Source organism: Labilibaculum filiforme (assembly GCF_002843315.1).
GTDB classification, from domain to species: Bacteria; Bacteroidota; Bacteroidia; order Bacteroidales; family Marinifilaceae; genus Labilibaculum; species Labilibaculum filiforme.
Genome location: NZ_MVDD01000008.1, coordinates 182,200 through 203,335, shown reverse-complemented (window position 1 = coordinate 203,335; position 21,136 = coordinate 182,200). Strand labels below are relative to the sequence as shown.

Here is a 21,136-nt window from a genome sequence, read left to right as displayed (position 1 = left end):
CTTTTTCAAAACCCAGGCATTTCAAATACAAACTGAGAGCCTCACTACAAGTGAGACCCTCAGCCATAAATTCTTAATTCATAATTCTTCTTGAGCCCCTCAGCGCGAAAATTCTTAATTCATTCCCGATAATTATCGGGATCATAATTCCTAATTCATCATTCATAATTAAACCTCACCCTCCCCAGCCATCGCGATCCAAACTGCGGTACTGAATGGCTTCAGCCAAATGGTCGGTTTCGATAGTATCTGAGCCTTCCAAATCGGCAATGGTTCTCGAAACTTTTAATATGCGGTCGTAAGCTCGGGCCGAGAGCCCTACCTTTTCCATAGCAGTTTTTAGCAGTTGGTTGCCAGCCTCGTTGGGTAAACAATGTTTTCTCAAAAGTTTCGAACTCATTTGAGCATTGCAATGCACTCCTTCGTGATCGGCAAATCGTTCCTCCTGAATTTTTCTAGCTTTTTCAACTCGTAAGCGAATCACTTCACTCTTTTCCGACAATCGCTGATCGGATATTTTATCGAAAGAAACAGGAACTACTTCTATATGAATATCAATTCGATCCAATAGCGGACCGCTAATTTTACTCAGGTATTTTTGCACAATTCCCGGTCCACACAAACAATCTTTATCGGGATGGTTGTAGTAACCGCACGGACAAGGATTCATGGATGCAATTAGCATGGTGCTCGCAGGATACTCAATAGTCGATTTTGCTCTCGAAATGGTAATGGTTCTATCCTCTAAAGGTTGTCGCATTACCTCTAAAACAGTTCGTTTAAATTCGGGCAACTCATCTAAAAAAAGCACCCCGTTATGCGCCAAACTTATTTCTCCTGGCTGTGGAAATGTTCCGCCGCCTACCAAAGCCACATCCGAAATGGTATGGTGCGGACTTCTGAATGGTCTTTGCGTCATTAAAGCGCTGTTTTTTTCGAGAGTACCGGCAACCGAATGAATTTTGGTCGTTTCTAATGCCTCCTGAAGTGTTAAGGGAGGTAAAATTCCTGATATTCGTTTGGCCAACATGGTTTTTCCTGCTCCGGGGGGTCCAATCATAATAATATTGTGTCCGCCAGCAGCTGCAATCTCTAAAGCGCGCTTCACATTTTCCTGTCCTTTTACATCAGCAAAATCGTGTGGAAAACTATTCAGATGAGCATAAAACTCTGCTCGCGTATCGACTTCGGTAGGGGCAATATCCATATCGCCCTTTAAAAAGTCAATCACTTCTTTTATACTATCTGCTCCAATTACCTTTAACTTGTTTACAACGGCGGCTTCGCGTGCATTTGCTTTTGGCAAAATTAACCCTTCGAATCCTTCCTCGCGTGCCTGAATAGCCATCGGCAGTACTCCTTTTATGGGAACCAAACTACCATCGAGCGATAATTCGCCCATAATTATATACTTATCAAGCACTTCGCAATTAATTTGCTCGGTGGCGGTTAGTATCGCAATTGCTAAAGGCAAATCGTAAGCCGATCCTTCTTTTCGAATATCGGCAGGAGCCATATTGATAATGATCTTTTTACCCGGAATTTTATAACCAACCTCGCGCAAAGCGGAATCTATTCGTTGCTGACTTTCCTTTACAGCATTATCGGGCAACCCGACCAAAGAAAAACGCACTCCTGGAAAAACATTCACCTCTATTGTTATCGTGGTGGCATGAATACCATACACCGCACTACCATAGGTTTTAACAAGCATATTTATAATTTTTACTAATTAACAAAACCAAGGCATGAATATAACAATAATCTATAAGTAAACGACACATAATTCAAATTATAGGTGCAAAAAGCAGCTCCAAAAAAAAAAGAGAATATCATTTCGACATTCTCTTGATCCCTTTTAAGGTATTTTTTATAAGTAAAAAACTAAAGGTTATAAAATCAATCCTTTAGTTTTCAATTGCCTTATTAGGCTTTCATTTTTGCCTCGATGTATTGAATTAGGCAGTGAATTACTTTAATGTGTATTTCCTGCACCCGATCGGAATAGTTTTTCCAAGGCACCCGAATTTCAACATCACATAACTCTGCCATTTCGCCACCAGTTTTTCCCGTTAACCCAACTACCAATAAGCCTTTTTCTTTGGCCGCTTTAATGCCATTCAGAATGTTTGCCGAATTTCCTGAGGTGCTGATGCCTAAAAAAACATCTCCCTTTTGTCCCATTCCTTCAACATATCTCGAAAAAATATAATCGAATCCATAATCGTTGGCAACACAGGTAATATGACTCGGGTCCGAAATTGCTACTGCAGGCATGGAAGGTCGGTCGTTTCGAAAGCGACCGGTTAATTCTTCGGCAAAATGCATGGCATCGCACATCGATCCGCCATTTCCGCATGAAATAATCTTGCCTCCATTTTGCAAGGATTTTACCATGGCATCCCCGGCTCGTTCTATGGCTAAAAAATTAGCCTCATCGGAAATAAATTCATTCAACACTTTTTGGGCATCCAAAAAGCTATCTTTTATATCGTTTAAAATCATATCATTCAAATTTTACTCAAAAGTATAAAAAAAAGAGCAATGAGATTTAAGATTTAAGCTGTGCGATTCACACAACTTCCATTTTTAAGGTTTTTTATCCATTTCTTTGCTTTTCCTACTTTTCGAGACTTATCAATACTCTTCCATCCTTTTTTTTAGTAAGTTTATGTTTTAAAATTCTAATTTCTTTCATTCATGAGTACTATTAAAGAGGAACTTTACGAAATAATATTCGAGGCCGACACCAAAATTGGGAAAATATTTGATGTTTCGTTACTCGTTATTATTATCCTTAGCATCCTTTTAGTAGTGCTGGAAAGTGTACCATCCATCGAAAGAGATTACCACAGCCTGCTAAAAATTTCGGAGTGGGTAATTACTGCAATTTTCTCCTTAGAATATCTTCTAAGAATTGGGATCGTTAAAAAACCCAAAGCATATATTTTCAGCTTTTACGGCATTATCGACTTTCTATCGATACTTCCCTCCTACTTAGGACTTATTATGGCTGGAGCTCATGGATTTATGGTAATTAGAGCTTTACGATTACTTCGTATTTTCCGAATTTTAAAATTAAATCGTTACACCAAGGAAGGAGCAATCATTATTCGAGCACTTCGCGATAGCAGAATAAAAATATCGGTTTTTCTTTTCGCGGTTCTTACCATGGTAATTATTATTGGAACCATTATGTATTTGGTGGAAGGTGGCGAAAATGGATTTACTAGTATTCCTCGAGGAATTTATTGGGCAATTGTAACGCTTACCACAGTGGGCTACGGCGATATTTCTCCTGCCACTTCCTTAGGTCAATTTTTTGCCAGCGTGGTAATGATAATTGGTTATGCCATTATTGCTGTTCCTACCGGAATTGTAACTGCCGAACTAACAAAACTATCCTCAAAACCCACATCTACTCAGGTTTGCAGCAACTGCATGGCCGAAGATCATTTAGAAAATGCTGTGTATTGTTATAAATGTGGCAAAAAGTTAAACTAAATTTAAATTGGCATTTATAAAGCATCTGTTGTAAATTCGCATGCCTAAATTCCGCTTTGCAGCATCTTTTTAACTCGCACATATGCATTTTTGAAAAGAAAAATCCGGAAAAAAATCGGTATATTTGTACGTCTTTTTAAGACAAAAAGTATTGCTTGTACTAATTCATTTGTGTTCTCGTTATAGATTACAGAGCTTGAGGCGCAAAAACATTCAGAATTATACCTACAACATTACATTTTAACTGGTATAAAACATTTTATCATGGGATTTACAAGTTTTTTTAATAAACCTGAACACAAAAAATTTAATATTCAACCTAGATATTGGGATCCTGCAAAAGAAGCAAGAGAAGACAGAGAAAAAAGAATTCGAGGCGAACTAGGTTTGAAGGATGAAAATGAACAATACATCCCCAATATAAAAGGCAGAATGAAAAGTGAACTTCGCCATGGTCGCGTTGATGCTGGTTCTGCTAGAAACAAATCGAACATTCGATTGTTAATTATTTTTGTTTTGCTTGCATTTGCAGCATACATTTACCTTTTTGGTTGGGATGGAATCATTTAAATTTCTCCTTTTCTTAATTTATCCTTGTCTCTTTTCGATATTTCGAGAAACAGACAATTTAGATTTTACCAAATACCTTACTTAAAAATTAAACTTTAGAAGTAGAAATTTATATGTCGGATTTGATACAGATTCTGCCTGACAACGTAGCCAATCAAATTGCTGCGGGTGAGGTGGTTCAAAGACCAGCTTCAGTTGTAAAAGAGCTTGTGGAGAATGCCATTGATGCTGGATGTAACTCTATAAAAATCAATTTAAAAGATGCAGGAAGAACATTAATTCAAGTAATTGATAACGGATGTGGTATGTCGGTTACTGATGCTCGTCTTGCTTTCGAACGACATGCAACTTCTAAAATTCGAAAAGCAAATGATCTGTTTGCTATTCGAACCATGGGTTTTCGTGGCGAAGCTCTTGCCTCTATTGCAGCAATTGCCAACGTCGAATTAAAAACCAAACGTACCGAAGATGAATTAGGAACTCACCTCGTAATTAATGGTTCCGAAGCAGTTTCTCAGGAAGCAGCCGCTTGCAGCGATGGAAGTAATTTCATTGTTAAAAACCTCTTTTTTAATGTTCCTGCACGCCGAAAATTCTTAAAAGCAAATTCAACCGAACTTCGAAACATCATTACCGAATTTCATCGAATTGTACTTTCGCATCCCGAAATTGCATTTCAACTTATTCATAACGACACAGAAATTTACAACCTGCCGGTTAGCCATATTCGCCAACGAATAATTAATGTGTTTGGCAAAGGTATGAACCAAAGGTTAATTAGTATAAATACCAGCACCAGTATTGTTACGCTAACTGGTTTTATCGGGAAACCGAAAAATGCGAAAAAAAACTTAGGGGAACAGTTCTTTTTTGTGAACAACCGCTACATGCGACACCCTTATTTTCACAAGGCAATTATGCAGGCTTACGATAAAATTCTTCCGCCCGAAACCATACCGCCTTACTTCATCTTTTTTGAGGTCGATCCGCAAATTATCGATATCAATATTCATCCAACCAAAACAGAAATTAAATTTGAGGATGAGAGAGCAATCTATCAAATTATTCAAGCATCCATTCGTGAGGCATTGGGGAAATTTAATATTGTTCCTTCCATCGATTTCGATGAAGATAACAGTTTAGAAATTCCTGTGGCCGACAGCAATGCCGATATTGAGGCTCCAATGATTAAGGTAAATCCTGAATTCAACCCATTCGAAGCAGATATAAACTACAACCCTTTTGATGGGGAAAAAAGTTACAATCCATTCGACGAAGAGCGCAGATCATTTGAGTCGAACCAATTTTATCAGGAATTTAAAGCAAAAACACCTCCTGCACAAAGTAGTCCTGCAAAAAAAGCAGTTCCCGAAAAATGGGAAACTTTGTACGAAGAGCCTGCTAAAAGAGAAGCCGAGGAAAAATTGAGCCAGGCGAAAATCGACCGTGAGAATATTCCGGATTATTTTCAGCCTCAAAAACCAATGGAGGAATTTGTACAAAAGAAATTGCAACCTCAAGAACAAATTCAAAAAGCAAAAAACTTTTTTCAACTTAAAAACAAATACATTTTAACGCCCATTCGTTCTGGTTTAATGATTATCGATCAGCGCAAAGCACATGAACGTATTTTGTTCGAAAAATTTATGAATTCGTTGGAGAATCATCAGGGAATTGCACAGCAAACTCTATTCCCACAAACCATTGAACTTAATGCTTCGGATTATACTCTTTTACAGGTAATTATTGATGATGTGAGGGCTTTGGGATTTGATATCCGAGAATTTGGCAAGAAAACTTTTGTTATTAATGGAACTCCAGCAGATATCCACAATTGTGAACCAAAAGAATTGGTTGAAAATTTACTTGCAAATTACAAATCGAACCAGATGGATGTGAAATTAAAAATTCGTGAGAATCTTGCAAAATCCTTAGCGAAAGCCTCCGCATTAAACTATGGCAAAGCACTTACCAATGAGGAAATGAGCTCCATAATTGATCAACTTTTTGCATGTGCCACACCCAATTTTACTCCCGATGGCAAAGCAATTATTTCGGTTCTTGAGTCGCAGGAATTAGAAAGTAGGTTCAAATAAAGTGACAATCTGTCTTAAATTTGTTAATAAAGCATACAAATAATAAATTGGTCTAACTATTGTTAGCTAACAAGAAAATATTAAAATAAATTCGAATGAGTCAATTTAGATCTTCCCTTTTGGATCTCCCTCCGGTTGTAAAAAACCTGATAATTATAAATGTATTGGTACTGCTTGGAACGATGGTGATAGGCGACCGATTTGGTTTTGATATTGATAATCTTTTTGCCTTACACCAACCTGCATCAGAATATTTTAGGCCACATCAGTTCATTACTCACATGTTTATGCATGGAGGGTTCACCCATTTGTTCTTTAATATGTTTGCCCTTTTTATGTTTGGGCGAGTTTTGGAAAGTGTGTGGGGACCAAAACGTTTTTTAATCTATTATTTCGCCACCGGACTTGGTGCCGCAGCGCTTCATACATTTGTTGGATGGCTTGAATATTCTTCGATGAAAGCTGCAGCCAATGCATTTAGCAATACTCCATCGCCCGATTTGATGCTTCAGTTTATTCGCGAACACATGGGAAAAGTTAATCCTTGGGTTACCGATTTTGTTAATAGTTGGTCCGAGAATCCTAGTAATCCCTACGATACTCAGAAGGCTATTGCCATGGTAAACCAAATGATTACCGAGAATATTAATGTACCAACAGTTGGAGCTTCGGGAGCTGTTTTCGGAATTCTACTTGCATTTGGTATGCTATTTCCTAACACGGAATTGATGCTTTTATTCCCTCCTATACCTATTAAAGCAAAATATTTTGTGATTGGTTACGGTGCCATTGAATTATATCTAGGCTTTCAGAATTCGGCAGATGGAATTGCCCATTTTGCCCACTTGGGTGGTATGCTTTTTGGGTTTATCCTGATAAAATATTGGCAGAAAAATTCAAATCGATTTTATTAATAGTTTAAGATTGCTATTTCATGAGCATGAATTTCAATAATCCATATCAGTCCTATTCCCACCAGAGCATTTGGGACGGAATTAAAGACTCTTTTAAAGAAGGAAGTAATTTAACAAGACTAATTTACATCAACTTTGGTGTTTTTCTGATTGTTAAAATTGTGGGTGTTTTAACATTTCTGTTTAATCTGGAGAGCTCGCAAGTTCCATTTTTAGTGTACTGGTTATCGGTACCCGCCGAAACCAATGCTTTACTTGGCAGACCTTGGACCGTTTTTACCTACATGTTTTTACATGAAGGATTTCTGCATATTTTAATGAATATGCTTTGGTTGTTCTGGTTTGGAAGAATTTTCCTTAGTTACTTAGATCAGAAAAAACTGCTAAGTATTTATTTAATTGGCGGTTTAACAGGTGCAGCCACCTATATTTTTGCGTACAATCTATTCCCAGTTTTCGAAAATGCTCTTTTTGGCTCCTATGCTCTTGGAGCATCAGCTTCGGTTATGGCAATTGTTATCGCTACAGTAGTTTATGCGCCAAACCACATCATTCATCTCGTATTTATTGGTCCGGTAAAAATCAAATACATCGCCTTATTCTTTATTGTTACCGATGTTTTAAGTATTGCCGATGGCAACGCAGGCGGGCATCTTGCTCATTTAGGCGGTGCTTTTTATGGTTGGTTATTCATTAGTCAATTGCGAAAGGGAAAAGATATTTCGTCTGGTTTTAACGCCATGACAGATTCATTTTTAAGTCTTTTTAAGAAACGAAAAATGAAGGTGAGCTATAAAAACACCCAAAAAATGGACGACAAAGAGTACAATAAGCTTAAAAAGCAAAATCAAGAACACTTAGATGCTATTTTAGAAAAAATTGCTAAATCGGGCTACGATAGTTTAAGTAAAGAAGAAAAAGAAATTCTTTTTAAATCCAGTAATCAGAAATAATAGTTTGAAAAATTTTCTGCACAAATCACTTGTTATTTTTAGCCTGATATTTTCAGGCTCGCTTTTGATTTCCTATCTGGCGGCTCATATTAATCCGGATAATTTTTGGCCTCCTGCATTTTGGGGCTTGGCCTATCCTTATTTATTGGCTATTAATATTCTATTTGTTGTTTACTGGATCATCCGAAAACGTTGGAGCTTTTTAATTCCACTTTTAGCTATTTTCATAGGATATCAATCCTTTACCAATTTTATTCAATTTAACTTTTCGGGAACATCAAACGCAATCGAAAACTCGATTGGAATTGTTAGTTATAACGTGCGTTCTTTTGATATTTACAAATGGACGAAAGATCCGAAAACCCCGGAGAACATTATTCAGCTTACCAAAGACCTGGAGGCTGGAATTATTTGTTTTCAAGAATTTAGAACCACAAAATCGGGATTACTTTCTATAAACAACCTTAAAAAACGGCTAAACTCCAAGCATTCCATTCGCAGTAAGCATGGTACTGGCGTGGCCATATTCTCTCAATATCCAATCGTCCATCATGGCGAGATTCCTTTTGAGAAAGGAAATTTGTGCAGTGCTATTTTTGCTGATTTACAAATTGGAAAAAAAATACTTCGTGTATATAATCTTCACTTAGAATCGAATCGTTTTGTGGGGAAAAATTACGAATTCATTAATAAAAAAGAATTTAAGGGAGATGAGCAGGAACTAAATGAATTGAAAGATATTTCCTTCCGTTTGCGCTATGCATTTATCCGAAGAGCAAAACAAGCTCAAATAATTCGTGCGCATATCGATCAATCGCCACACCCTACAATTATATGCGGTGATTTTAACGACACGCCTCAATCGTTTACCTACAAAACCTTAAGTGACGATTTCAGTGATTGCTTTAAGGACAAAGGACGTGGTATTAGCACAACTTATGCTGGCGATTTTCCATCGTTCCGAATCGACTACATTCTGCATGACAAACACACGCTTTGCAACAAATACAAACGAATTAAGAAACCGTACTCCGATCATTTCCCTATTTTATCGAGACTATCATTTATTGAAAAATAACTAAAAACACTTTTTAGCAGAAGGAGTTTTTGCTTTCAATTTGCCACTACTGAACTTCTAGTTGATAGGAGCGTTGTGAAACGTTGATGTTGTAATCCTGCGTTTGATATTTGGCAACTATATTGAGTGTTGTATCCATCCCCTCCGCACGATTATAACGAATTTCGTATCGAGCAACTCCTGCTTTTGCATAATGAGGTTTGGCCTCAAAAGGAATATACTTATCCTCCATTAAATCTGTCAGGTAAAAAATTACATTCTTCGAATAATTACTTAACGACAAGGAGAGAACTACTACATCCTCCTTCACTAATTTTTGAATTTCGATAGTCGGAAAATTTGTTCGCAACCTACCATCTTGTCGGTATTCTTTTAAACCAATACCCGCTTGTCCGTTCCAATAAGGAGTTTCGGCCCAAATATCGCCGTTCGCGTAGTATTTCTTTTGAATCCCATGCTTTTCGTCCTTGCTGTAAGGAGTTAAGCTATATAATTTCCCGTTTTTATGGAATTTTTTGGCAACTCCCCTTTTCTTGTCATCTACGTAAATGATTTCATCGCTCAACTCGCCCGAAGGATAATAAATTTTAGTAACTCCATTTCGAACACCATTCCGAAAAGTAATTTCGGCACTTAGTCGATTCGCTTCATCGTACTGCTTTACAACTCCATTTTCCACATAAGATGCTTCAGCATTTACCGATTTCTCGCTCTTTTGTTCACATGAAAAAAGCAAAAACAATACGAATAGGCACATCCAATTTTTCATTTGGCGGATTCTCTAGTAATATATTAGTGAGTATCCTATAAAAATAATGTAAAGGTATGGAAGATGAAAATTATTCCTCTAATAAATAAATGTACTGGAATAAGAAGGCTAGTTGCACTCGATTTAGCAATTTAGAATGTTTGTTTTTACATTATTTTCTTACGCTTCAGCAAGTAAGACTGTAAAACCTGATGAAATTCTTTTCGGATATCGGCATTTAAATAATCAATAGAGAATTGACCACACAAAAGCTCTAATTCTTGAAAGAAATCTTTCTGCTTTTCACTGTATATATTTCTAATGTCCGAAGGATTTAATTTAATGCTTTCTCCCGTTTCCAAATCGATAAACTGACTAGGACGATTGGTAAAGTTAAATTCGTTTTCGAATTCTTGATCTCGAATGGAAAAAAGCAAGACCTCATGTTTATTAAAGCGCAAATGTTGCAAGGCTTCTAATAATTCCTTTGGAGTTTCGTCTCCCATAAAATCTGAAAATACAATTACCAACGAACGCTTGTGTAATGCTTCGGCAAGCTTATGCAAGGTATCCGAAATTTTGGTTTCCCGATTTTTCTCAATTCCTTCTTTATTATAGAGCTTTCCTAAATGTGCATAAAGCAAATTTGCATGTGTATTAGAAAGTTTAGCAGGTGTTAATAAATCAATTTTATCGGAAAAAGTACACAGGCCAACAGCATCTCTTTGTTTTCTTAAAAGATGAATTAATGCAGCCGCGCATAATACCGAAAAACCAAGTTTATTTTGGTGCTTTTGCTGATAAGGAAACAGCATGGAAGAAGAGGTGTCGATAACAATATGAGCCCTTAGGTTGGTTTCTTCCTCGAATTGTTTAACGAATAATTTATCGCTGCGAGCATATAGTTTCCAGTCAATATGCTTGGTCGATTCCCCTTTATTGTAGAGCCGGTGTTCAGCAAACTCAACCGAAAATCCATGGTATGGACTTCGATGCAATCCAATTAAAAATCCTTCAACAATCTGTTTCGCTAAAAGCTCCAGATTATCAAATGCTTCAAATTGTATTAAGTCTGAAAGTTGCTTCAAAAAAAAATCTATTTAAACTGGAAATAAAGAAAAAAAGGCATAGAAAGAATCTCCCTATGCCTAAATATTTTACAATTTAATGCTTACAATAAAGCATCAATTTTTTCAGCAAGACTTGATTTTGGAACTGCTCCAACTTGTTTGTCAACAATTTCACCACCTTTAAAGAAAAGGATAGTAGGAATGTTACGAATTCCGAATTTTGCTGATGTAGCCGGGCTACTGTCAACATCCATCTTTGTAACTACAACTTTACCGTCATAATCTTTAGAAAGCTCGTCTACAATTGGACCAACCATTCTACATGGGCCACACCATTCTGCCCAGAAATCAACCAACACAGGCTTATCTGATTTCAACACAACCTCTTCGAAATTAGCATCATTTACTGCAATTGTCATGGTAATCTATTTTTAAGTTTTTTATTTTTTTATCATTAACTTGTGCAAGTTAATTAATTTTGAATTCAATATCAGAATTATTTTTAAAATATTCTATCAATTCATTGGAAAGGTTTACCCTACAAGTTCTTGAGAACATTTTCACTCTTACATTTCGCTCATCAGTTATCACAAAATTCACCCTTAAATTCCCTTTACTTTCCTCCATGCAACTTGCCATTTCGGTTACTAGTTCATCCGAAAGACTGCTCACGGGAATCTCAATAGTAATTTCTTTCACTCGCTTCTCCATTACCTCGGAAAGCAAGTTTATCCCTTTCACTTTAAACTCCAATTCTGTGGAACCTCGTGGCCACGATCGGGTTTGTACCCTTCCATTTATAAATACAGATAACCCCTCAATAAAGTAGTTGCTGTATTCCACAAAATCTTTAGCAAAGAAAGCCATTTCAAACGAGCCTGTGAAATCTTCAATGTTAACAATTGCAAAAGGATTGCCATTTTTTGTAGTCCCTCGACGTATTGCAGTAACCATTCCGGCAATATTTACATCTTTATCCTTAAAATTTGTTAAATCCGATGACAATTGGCTCAAGCTTGCGTTACAGAAAGAATCTATTTCTAATCTATAATCATCAAGTGGATGAGCGGACAAATAGATTCCAATTAACTCTTTCTCCTTATTCAAACGCTCCAACTTATTCCACTCTGCACATTCAGGAATTTTTGGAGGGGTAACTACATAATCGTCTACATCGCCAAATAAGGTTTGTTGCGAATTATCTTTCTCCGCCTGCAGTTTATTCCCATATTTCACCAAATATTCCATAAAAGTAACATCTGCTTCATCGGCATGAAAGTACTGACTTCGCTTTAATCCGAAGCTGTCGAAACCTCCCGACATTGCAAGATTCTCAAGCGTTCTCTTATTTACCGATCGTAGGTTTACACGCTCAACAAAATCAAAAATATTTTTAAATGGGCCTTTTTTTCTTTCTTCAATAATATCATCAACTGCTTGTTCTCCAACACCTTTCACTCCTGCCATACCAAATCGAATTGCACCTTCTTTATTCACCGTAAAACGCGCATAAGATTCGTTCACATCTGGTCCTAATACAGGCATTCGCATGCGCTTGCATTCCTCCATAAAAATAGTCACTTTCGTGATATCCGATAAGTTGCGGCTAAGCACAGCTGCCATAAATTCGGCTGGGTAATGAGCTTTAAGGAAACCTGTTTGATAAGCGATATAAGCATAACAAACCGAGTGAGATTTATTAAAAGCATATTTTGCAAATGCCTCCCAATCCGACCAAATTTTTTCAATTAGCTTATCCGCCTTAGCGTTATCGCCACCAACACCTTCCATAAACTTAGGATTGTCGTGACATCCATTGATAAACTCTACCTTAAGCTTATCCATCATGGCAATCTGTTTCTTACCCATCGCCTTACGTAAGGTATCCGACATGCCTCGGGTAAATCCACCTAAAGCACGAGATTGAAGCATTACCTGTTCCTGATAAACCGTAATTCCATAGGTATCCTTCAAATAATCCTCCATAATTGGGTGATCGTAGGCAATCTCCTCTTCGCCATTCTTCCTTCTGGTAAACGAAGGAATATATTCCATTGGTCCCGGACGATACAAGGCATTCATCGCAACCAAATCTTCGAAACGGTTCGGCTTTAAGGCTCGAAGGTGTTTCTTCATTCCTGGTGACTCGAACTGAAATATTGCAGTTGTTTCGCCACGACTAAAAAGCTGAAAAGTTTCTTCGTTTTCGAGGTTTACTTTATTGATATCAATATCGAGTCCCTTAGATAACTTCACATTGGCCAGTACTTCTTTAATAATAGACAAGGTTTTCAAACCAAGAAAATCCATCTTTAACAAACCAATATCTTCCACAAAACGACCATCGTATTGGGTTGTTAATAAGTCCTCTCCTTTAGTAGGCATCACCGGCAAGTGCTCGTCCAGAGGATTTTTCCCAATTAAAATACCACAAGCATGCACACCAGTTTGTCGTACCGATCCCTCTAAAGACTCGGCAAACTTAATAGTTTGAGCAATAAGCGGATTGGGAGAATCTTTTTCTTCTAGTAGTGCTGGCTCCTCTTCGTAGGCTTTCTTAAAACTCATTTTGGGTGCTTCGGGCACCAACTTGGTCAATCGAATTGCTTCTGCTAATTCTAAACCCAATACACGTGCTACATCTTTAATAGAACTTTTGGTGGCCATGGTTCCAAAGGTGCAAATATGAGCCACCTTGTCGTGTCCATATTTATCTGTCACATAGTCAAGAACTTCCTGCCTCCCGTCATCATCAAAATCGATATCTACATCGGGCATAGAGATACGGTCGGGATTAAGAAAACGCTCAAACAGCAAATCATATTTTATAGGATCAACATCGGTAATACCAATGCTATATGCCACAGCAGAACCTGCTGCAGAACCACGCCCCGGCCCAACGATTACTCCATTATTTTTTGCCCAGTTAATAAAATCCTGGGTAATCAGGAAATATCCAGGGAAACCCATTGTTTTAATAGTATTCAACTCAAAGTTGAGTCGCTCAACAACGTGATCTGGCAACGTATCCCCATACCGTTTTTTTGCTCCTGCAAATGCGAGATGTTCGAGATAGTCGGATTCTAATTTAATGGACACTATTTTATCGTACCCACCAAGCTTTTCGTAACGATCTTCTTCAAACTCCTTAATAAGCGTTGCTTCGTCAAATTTTTCTTTATAATCTTCAAGGGTGCCAAATTCTTCAGGAATATCAAACGACGGCATAATTGGATTGGAATCCAGCTCGAAAGCCTCCACTTTCTCCGCAACTTCCATCGTATTTGCAAGCGCATCAGGAACATCAGCAAAAAGTTCATTCATCTCTTGGCTTGTTTTAAACCATTCCTGCTTGGTATAACGCATCCTTGTGGTATCGTCGTAATCACGTCCAGTATTTAAACACACCAATACATCATGTGCTTCGGCATCTTCGGGATTTACAAAATGAGAATCATTAGTGGCAATAACCTTCACACCAAGCTCTGCTCCCAATCCCCGAATCACCTTATTTACTCTCACCTGATTTTCCCAAACATCGCCTTTTAAACGAGGATCATTATTAGGGTGACGCATAATCTCCAAGTAATAATCGCTGTCGAATACATCCTTAAACCAAAGTATAGTTTCTTTTGCTTTATCGATATTCCCACTCATGATATGCTGAGCAACTTCGCCACCCAAACATGCGCTACTCACAATAAGTCCTTCGCTATATTCTTCTAACAAATCTTTATCGATACGAGGCTTGTAGTACATCCCTTCGGTATGGGCTATGGAGGTTAACTTCAAAAGATTCTGGTATCCTTTATAGTTTTTCGCCAATAAAATAAGATGATAACCCGAGGCATCTGTTTTACTTTCCTTTCGCAAATGACCTCGTTTTGCAACATAAGCTTCCACCCCAATAATAGGTTTGATTCCTGCTCTGCCACAAGCCACATGAAACTCTTTTACACCAAACATACTGCCATGATCGGTAATTGCAACAGCAGCCATACCATCTTCTTTGGCTTTCGCAGCAATATTCGCTGTTTTAGCAGCTCCGTCGAGTATGGAATATTGCGTATGAACATGCAAATGCACAAAAGCTTGTGGCGTAATATTTTTTAAAGCTTCCCGTCTTTTTCGTTCTTCCTCTTCAATGGAAATTTCGTCGAAAGCAGTATTAACTTTAAAAGATTCGTATTTAATTCCTACCAGCTTAATTGCCTCTGGATTTTGGAGTTTAAATGCCTGAATCTCCGCCTCCGACATCATCACAAACTCCGTTTTTAACCCGTCAACCCTTATTAACTCGAGAAAACAACGAGACGTAGCCTCCACATCGGCGGCAGCATTATGAGCTTCGGCAAAGGGAACGCCAAATAGTTTCATGTGAAGCTCGGTAAGCGTAGGGTTTTTAAGCTGCCCTTTCCGCTTTAAATCACAATATTCCTTACTGCCAGTCATAGTATCAAGAGCAGCAGCCGTAATCAGCTCCTGTTCATCCTTCTCGCAGCGTAGAAGTTCACAGCCTACTATATTTATATCAAAAGAAACATTGTGTCCAACCACATACTTCGATTTCCTTACGTCTTCCATAAAATCAAGTAAGGCCTCTTCGAGCGGAATTCCTTTTTCCAGAGCTATTTCGGTTGAAATACCATGCACCGCCACTACATCTTCAGGAATTACAAACCCATCAGGAGTAATAACATGGTTTTTTGCAAAGAGAAATTTCCCTTCCATATCGTGACATTGCCATGCTAACTGCACCATACGTGGCCAGTTATCAAAATCACTTAATGGTGCTTTCCATTTTTTGGGTAAGCCAGTAGTTTCTGTATCAAATATTAAAAACATCTCAGTATCAGAATTAATATAGTTATGCCTTAAAATGAGAGGCGGTTTGCGAAGATAAGGAATAAAAAAAAGGGATCCAGCAGGGCAAAATTAGTAAATATAGATGTACTATTCCTTCTAAATTACCAACATCTGTTTATTATTCTGTAGACACTGAGAGTTAATACTTTACCTACATCACTAATAGACAACAAAATAATCTTTCGCGACCTGTTTTTTATCAAAAATAAAATAGTATCTTTGTCGCGCTTATAAATCGTGGTATGCATACCACAACTTATTCATTTATTAAAAAAAAGTTATGCCAGTAAAAATTAGACTAGCTAGACACGGTCGTAAAAGAAACGCATTCTACCACATTGTGGTAGCAGATAGCAGATCACCACGTGATGGTAAATACATTGAGCGTATTGGATCTTATAATCCAAACACCAATCCTGCTACAATTAACTTGGATTTTGACAAAGCTGTTAACTGGCTTGGAAACGGTGCTCAGCCAACTGACACTGCAAGAGCAATTTTATCTTACGAAGGTGTAATGATGAAAAGACACTTGCTTGCTGGTGTGAAAAAAGGAGCTTTTGATGAAGCTGCTGCTGAAGTAAAATTCGAAGCTTGGAAAAAAGAGAAAGACGCAAAAATCAACGCTAAGAAAGATAGTCTTTCGAAAAATGCTGATGATGCATCGAAAGCTCGTTTAGAAGCTGAAACTAAAATTAGCTCAAACAGAGCAGAAGCTATCGCTAAGAGAGCTGCTGACGCTGAAGCTGCTGCTAAAGCTGAAGAAGCTGGAGCAACTAGCGAAGAGGCTGCAACTGAAGAAGGTTCAGAAGAAACTGAAGCTTAATATTAAATGCATGCTTAGAATAGAAGATTGTTATTTGGCCGGAACATTTACTAAAACTCATGGAGTTAAAGGCGAATTGGTTGCCAAAAAAAACAGCAATCTTCTTGAAAAAAATAAATTGGAATCAGTTCTTGTCGATATCGACGGAGGACTGGTTCCTTTTTTTATTCCTAAAAAAGGAATAAGCCCGCGAAATCATTCCTCGGTTCGCATTTTTTTAGAAGATATGGATTCGGAAGCTAAAGCACAGCGATTTATTGGCTGTGACATTTACATTCCCATGAAGGATGTTCCTGAGTTTATTGATGACGCGGATGATTTGGATCCAAATTTACTGATTGGCTTTCTTTATATTGATGAAGAAAAAGGCGAATTGGGTGAAATTGAAGACATTCAGGATTACTCTGGAAATATTGTACTGGTTATTTCTGTTAATAATCAGGAAATACTGATTCCTTTTGCAGAAGAAAACTTTATTGAAATTGATGAGGAAAATAAAACCATCACGATGGAAACTCCCGATGGCCTTATTGATATGTATCTAGAAGAATAAATCTTCTTTTCCCTTTCCCAAATAATAAGTGCGAATTCTACTTGAGAAAGTAATTAAGCCAATATTTTTCCTTCAAACTCACGGATTCTAATTTTTAAAGTTTCCGGAACTTTTATGCTTTCGCCTAATTTAGGACTAAAAGCAACCATTACTTGCGATGTTTTCGTTTTAATTTCTCCTGTTTTACAATCGACAATATTCTGGTGCAAGGAAACGCTTTTGTTTCCAATTTTATAGATTTTTGTATGAACTTCTATTTTGTCGTTTAGAAATATGGGCGACAAATAATCTATATCCAAATGAGCTACAATTAAAGCGGCATCCTTCCAATCAATTACCTCCCCATAAACCTTTTGGAAATATTCCATTCGAGCCAAATCTAAATAACTCAACTGCACGCCATTATTGGCATGTCCCATTAAATCGATATCGCCAAAACGAATTTGTATTTTCTTTGTATGCTTAAATTCCATTGTAAAAATTTTAAGCGAATGTATATACAATTAGTGAAAAGAGTAAATGAGCTACTAACTTTTATACTTTTTTAAGAAAATCAATTCTCGTTTAAAAAGCGCATAACTGCTTATTTAAAATACTAGTGCAACTTTTAGTCGACTTGTTCGTCCTTTAATAGTACATGATTTTTCACCTAAAACAAATTGATATGAACACAAAAAGTATCGCTTCCCTATTGGCAATATTTGCCCTTGTTTTTACTGGAAGTATGGTCACTGCTCAAAAAACAGAAACCCGAACCATTGGCTCTTTTGAGTCAATTAGTCTTTCGATACAAGCCAAAGTATTTATTACTCAGGAAAATTCTACCTCGGTAAAAATAAAAGGCGATGCCGATGATTTAGAAGAAATTATTACCGAAGTTGAAGATGGAACCTTAAAAATTAAGCGCAAAAAAAATAAAAGCTGGGGATGGAACAGCTCATTTAAAAATATCGAAGTGTACATTTCTTCCTCACAAATTAAAAACATCAGTGTTTCTGGATCGGGAACTATTCAAGCCAAAAGTACAATAGAAACAGATGATGCAAAATATGTTATCAGCGGAAGCGGAAATATATTTATTGAAGATTTAGTGGCTACCAATGCAGCATGTCATATTTCTGGATCGGGGGACATTCATTTAAAAGGGGAATTAATAGAAGCACTTGAAATTCACATTAGTGGTTCTGGAAATGTTGATGCAGGCTATTTAAAAACGGAAAATGTTGATGTTCATGTATCCGGATCGGGAAATAGCAAGGTATATGTTACTAAAAAACTGACTGCAAGAGTAGCAGGAAGTGGTGATATTTATTACAGAGGGAAACCGGATTCCATAGATTCAAAATCTGCAGGCTCCGGCTCTATAAAATCAATTGGAATGTAAGATATCCGTAAGGACATAAAACACTGTGTCCTTACGGTCTTATTATTTGAATTTCTCCTCCTAATCCAATTTTAATGATACTGGAAGCCTTGCATTTTTCCATCTCCTCTTGTCGGTATTCCACGATATAATCTACCGCTTCTTTTATTTCATCGCTAATTTCGTAAAAGTTTGCTGGCGAAAGCTCCCCACTCCTATTTGCCGAAGTGGAAACAATTGGTTTCTTAAAACGTTGAATTAAATTTTGCGTAAACTCTTCATTGGTAATTCGAATACCAATTGTTCCATCGGAACTAATAAGGTTAGCTGCCAAATTTTTAGCTCCAGGATATATCAGCGTCATGGGTTGATCATTTGTATCAATTAAATCCCAAGCAATTTCGGGAACTTCGTCGATGTAGGAATTCAGACGATTGGGATTCTCCATTAACACCAACATGGCTTTCGAATCTACCCTATTCTTAATTTCATAAACTTTTTTTACTGCTTCGGGATTTGTTGCATCACAACCTATTCCCCAAATTGTATCGGTAGGATATAGAATAACTCCACCAGCGTGAAGCACTTCCAATGCTTTTTTTATGTCGTTGTGCATGTTTGTAAGTAAATGTGCGTCGATAATATTTTGCAAGCAAATGAGTAATTGAATTGCTTCAATTACTCATTACTAATTCTAATTTATTCATTGAATTACACGGCTACATCGTACTCGCGCAATGCGTTGTTCAAGGAGGTTTTTAAATCGGTAGAAGCTTTTCTTTTTCCGATAATTAAAGCACAAGGAACTTGATACTCTCCTGCAGCAAATTTCTTGGTTCTTGTTCCAGGAATCACTACCGAACGAGCAGGAATAAATCCACTATATTCAACCGGCTCTTCACCAGTAACATCTATAATTCTTGTGGATCCAGTAAGTACTACATTCGCACCCAAAACAACTTCCTTTTCTAAATGAACTCCCTCTACCACAATGCATCGGGAACCAATAAAACAATTGTCTTCGATAATTACCGGAGCGGCTTGAATTGGCTCTAAAACACCACCAATACCAACACCTCCGCTAAGGTGAACATGTTTCCCGATCTGTGCACAAGATCCAACAGTTGCCCACGTGTCGACCATAGTTCCTTCGTCCACATAAGCACCAATATTTACGTAGGAAGGCATCATTACCACATCTCGCGCAATAAAAGCTCCGTATCGTGCCACTGCATGAGGAACAACTCGAACTCCCAATTCGGCATAGTTGGTTTTCAATGCCATTTTATCGTGGAATTCAAATGGACCTACTTCAATGGTTTCCATTTTACGAATTGGAAAATAAAGAATCACTGCTTTTTTCACCCACTCGTTTACTTGCCATCCGTCTGCAACCGGTTCTGCAGTACGAAGAATCCCTTTGTCTAAAAGTTCGATTACTTCCTCAATACTTTTTTGTACTTCAGGAGTACTTAAAAGTGACCGGTTATCCCATGCTGCTTCAATGCTTTCTCTCAAATTCTGGTACATAATCAGTTGTATCTTATCTATTTTGGTTAATTAGCTAACAAAACTAGTCAAAAAGAATAAAAGTAGAAAGGTCTTCAAGAGTCTAAAAAGTAGAATAGCCAAACAGTTTGACTAATTATGAAAGAGATTGTACTTAAAATGAAACGAAATAATATCTAAATAAGCTTAAGCGACTGAGAACATGTAATATTCTTACAATACAATTCTTAATTAATAATTGCATTTACTATTTTTGAACTTACAAAAAAAACGTAGCCTACATGAGTCATTCTTGCTTCCTTTCTCAAATTTCCATTCACCAAACTTGGACTTCTTTTCTAACCGAAGAAATTATTGATTTGATAGCGGAAATTGAAAAGTCGATTCCTTTAGAAATTTCGACCCCAGCACCAAATCTCAGTCTGCGATTTCTAGAAATGAATTTGGATAAAATACCAATTGTAATTTTAGGACAAGATCCTTATCCACAATCAGGAGTTGCAACAGGCAGAGCATTTGAAGTAAACGGATTAAATTCGTGGCACGATAAATTTCGAAATGTATCCCTAAAAAATATCCTGCGCTGTATTTATAAAGCCACGACAAATGAAACTCTTAAGTATTCGGAAATTTTAAGCCGACTTAACGAAGGAGATAGACTGGTGATGGAGGATGATTTTACTATTTTGCCACCAAATCAGCTATTTAAATATTGGTCGGAACACGAAAATGTGCTACTTCTAAACACCGCCTTTACCTGTGAAATTGGCAAACCAAATTCACACGCCAAACTTTGGGCTCCATTTACTCAAAAATTGTTGCATTATATTGCGAATGCAAATTCTGAGATAATTTGGTTCCTATGGGGCAATAATGCACATCAAATCGTAAAAAAAATTACAATAACCAACAAAATAGAAACTACCCATCCTATGATGTGCTACCAACGCGAAAATGATATTCTTTACGGGAAAATAAATCCATTTGAAAAAACGAGGCAACTTATTAACTGGTCAGGCAAATAAGCCATATCTTCTGTATTAATATGGGTTAAAGTCTGTTAAAAAGTGTAATATTTTAAACAAT

General features: G+C 37.2%; 19 protein-coding genes. 10 read left to right on the top strand and 9 right to left on the bottom strand.

All coding sequences use genetic code 11. The annotated features are described in order from the left end of the window. Positions 1-175: 175 nt before the first annotated feature. Both BZG02_RS12795 and lpcA read right to left on the bottom strand, forming a co-directional pair. Positions 176-1,714, bottom strand: coding sequence for a YifB family Mg chelatase-like AAA ATPase (locus BZG02_RS12795; protein ID WP_101261827.1), 1,539 nt, complete (start codon positions 1,712-1,714; stop codon positions 176-178). A 212-nt stretch (positions 1,715-1,926) separates the two neighbouring features. Beyond that, positions 1,927-2,505, bottom strand: coding sequence for a D-sedoheptulose 7-phosphate isomerase (gene lpcA, locus BZG02_RS12790; RefSeq protein WP_101261826.1), 579 nt, complete (start codon positions 2,503-2,505; stop codon positions 1,927-1,929). A gap of 195 nt (positions 2,506-2,700) precedes the next feature. On the opposite strand from lpcA, the gene BZG02_RS12785 reads away from it, so the two are divergent. From BZG02_RS12785 to BZG02_RS12760, 6 genes are all read left to right on the top strand, one after another. Next, a complete protein-coding gene (locus BZG02_RS12785) occupies positions 2,701-3,504 on the top strand; it encodes an ion transporter (RefSeq protein ID WP_101261825.1) in 804 nt (267 codons plus the stop codon). A 264-nt stretch (positions 3,505-3,768) separates the two neighbouring features. Further along, complete coding sequence (locus tag BZG02_RS12780; RefSeq protein WP_101261824.1) at positions 3,769-4,074, top strand: hypothetical protein; 306 nt, start codon at positions 3,769-3,771, stop codon at positions 4,072-4,074. 113 nt (positions 4,075-4,187) lie between these two features. Beyond that, positions 4,188-6,170: a DNA mismatch repair endonuclease MutL gene (mutL, locus tag BZG02_RS12775; protein WP_101261823.1), complete on the top strand. Its 1,983-nt coding sequence runs from the start codon at positions 4,188-4,190 to the stop codon at positions 6,168-6,170. A 95-nt stretch (positions 6,171-6,265) separates the two neighbouring features. Beyond that, positions 6,266-7,084: a rhomboid family intramembrane serine protease gene (locus BZG02_RS12770; RefSeq protein WP_101261822.1), complete on the top strand. Its 819-nt coding sequence runs from the start codon at positions 6,266-6,268 to the stop codon at positions 7,082-7,084. Between the two features lie 20 nt (positions 7,085-7,104). Continuing rightward, positions 7,105-8,037, top strand: coding sequence for a rhomboid family protein (locus BZG02_RS12765; protein ID WP_245868091.1), 933 nt, complete (start codon positions 7,105-7,107; stop codon positions 8,035-8,037). A 4-nt stretch (positions 8,038-8,041) separates the two neighbouring features. Continuing rightward, positions 8,042-9,115 (top strand): endonuclease/exonuclease/phosphatase family protein, encoded by a 1,074-nt coding sequence (locus BZG02_RS12760; RefSeq protein WP_180335716.1) that lies wholly within the window; start codon positions 8,042-8,044, stop codon positions 9,113-9,115. 46 nt (positions 9,116-9,161) lie between these two features. Here the strand turns inward: BZG02_RS12760 and BZG02_RS12755 are convergent, their stop codons facing one another. From BZG02_RS12755 to dnaE, 4 genes are all read right to left on the bottom strand, one after another. Further along, on the bottom strand, positions 9,162-9,884 hold the full coding sequence (locus tag BZG02_RS12755) for a toxin-antitoxin system YwqK family antitoxin (RefSeq protein ID WP_101261820.1): 723 nt from the start codon (positions 9,882-9,884) through the stop codon (positions 9,162-9,164). Between the two features lie 146 nt (positions 9,885-10,030). Continuing rightward, on the bottom strand, positions 10,031-10,951 hold the full coding sequence (locus BZG02_RS12750; RefSeq protein WP_101261819.1) for a DUF58 domain-containing protein: 921 nt from the start codon (positions 10,949-10,951) through the stop codon (positions 10,031-10,033). Between the two features lie 83 nt (positions 10,952-11,034). After that, positions 11,035-11,352 (bottom strand): thioredoxin, encoded by a 318-nt coding sequence (gene trxA, locus BZG02_RS12745; RefSeq protein ID WP_101261818.1) that lies wholly within the window; start codon positions 11,350-11,352, stop codon positions 11,035-11,037. A 49-nt stretch (positions 11,353-11,401) separates the two neighbouring features. Beyond that, entirely contained in the window at positions 11,402-15,778 is a 4,377-nt protein-coding gene (gene dnaE / locus BZG02_RS12740; protein ID WP_101261817.1) for a DNA polymerase III subunit alpha, read from the bottom strand. A 301-nt stretch (positions 15,779-16,079) separates the two neighbouring features. Here dnaE and BZG02_RS12735 point away from each other — a divergent pair, with 301 nt between their 5' ends. Beyond that, on the top strand, positions 16,080-16,625 hold the full coding sequence (locus BZG02_RS12735) for a 30S ribosomal protein S16 (protein ID WP_101261816.1): 546 nt from the start codon (positions 16,080-16,082) through the stop codon (positions 16,623-16,625). A gap of 10 nt (positions 16,626-16,635) precedes the next feature. Next, positions 16,636-17,178 (top strand): ribosome maturation factor RimM, encoded by a 543-nt coding sequence (rimM, locus tag BZG02_RS12730; protein ID WP_101261815.1) that lies wholly within the window; start codon positions 16,636-16,638, stop codon positions 17,176-17,178. Between the two features lie 53 nt (positions 17,179-17,231). Here the strand turns inward: rimM and BZG02_RS12725 are convergent, their stop codons facing one another. Next, positions 17,232-17,651, bottom strand: a complete 420-nt coding sequence (locus BZG02_RS12725; protein WP_101261814.1) for an acyl-CoA thioesterase — start codon at positions 17,649-17,651, stop codon at positions 17,232-17,234. 191 nt (positions 17,652-17,842) lie between these two features. Here BZG02_RS12725 and BZG02_RS12720 point away from each other — a divergent pair, with 191 nt between their 5' ends. Further along, positions 17,843-18,562: a head GIN domain-containing protein gene (locus BZG02_RS12720; protein WP_180335715.1), complete on the top strand. Its 720-nt coding sequence runs from the start codon at positions 17,843-17,845 to the stop codon at positions 18,560-18,562. Positions 18,563-18,593: 31 nt separating this feature from the next. On the opposite strand, the gene BZG02_RS12715 is transcribed toward BZG02_RS12720, so the two are convergent. Both BZG02_RS12715 and BZG02_RS12710 read right to left on the bottom strand, forming a co-directional pair. Beyond that, on the bottom strand, positions 18,594-19,157 hold the full coding sequence (locus BZG02_RS12715) for an L-threonylcarbamoyladenylate synthase (RefSeq protein ID WP_101261812.1): 564 nt from the start codon (positions 19,155-19,157) through the stop codon (positions 18,594-18,596). Positions 19,158-19,252: 95 nt separating this feature from the next. After that, complete coding sequence (locus BZG02_RS12710) at positions 19,253-20,071, bottom strand: 2,3,4,5-tetrahydropyridine-2,6-dicarboxylate N-succinyltransferase (RefSeq protein ID WP_101261811.1); 819 nt, start codon at positions 20,069-20,071, stop codon at positions 19,253-19,255. Positions 20,072-20,331: 260 nt separating this feature from the next. On the opposite strand from BZG02_RS12710, the gene BZG02_RS12705 reads away from it, so the two are divergent. Beyond that, positions 20,332-21,075 carry a uracil-DNA glycosylase gene (locus tag BZG02_RS12705; protein WP_101261810.1) on the top strand — a complete coding sequence of 248 codons (744 nt, stop codon included), beginning with the start codon at positions 20,332-20,334 and terminating at the stop codon, positions 21,073-21,075. The last annotated feature ends 61 nt before the right edge of the window (positions 21,076-21,136 follow it).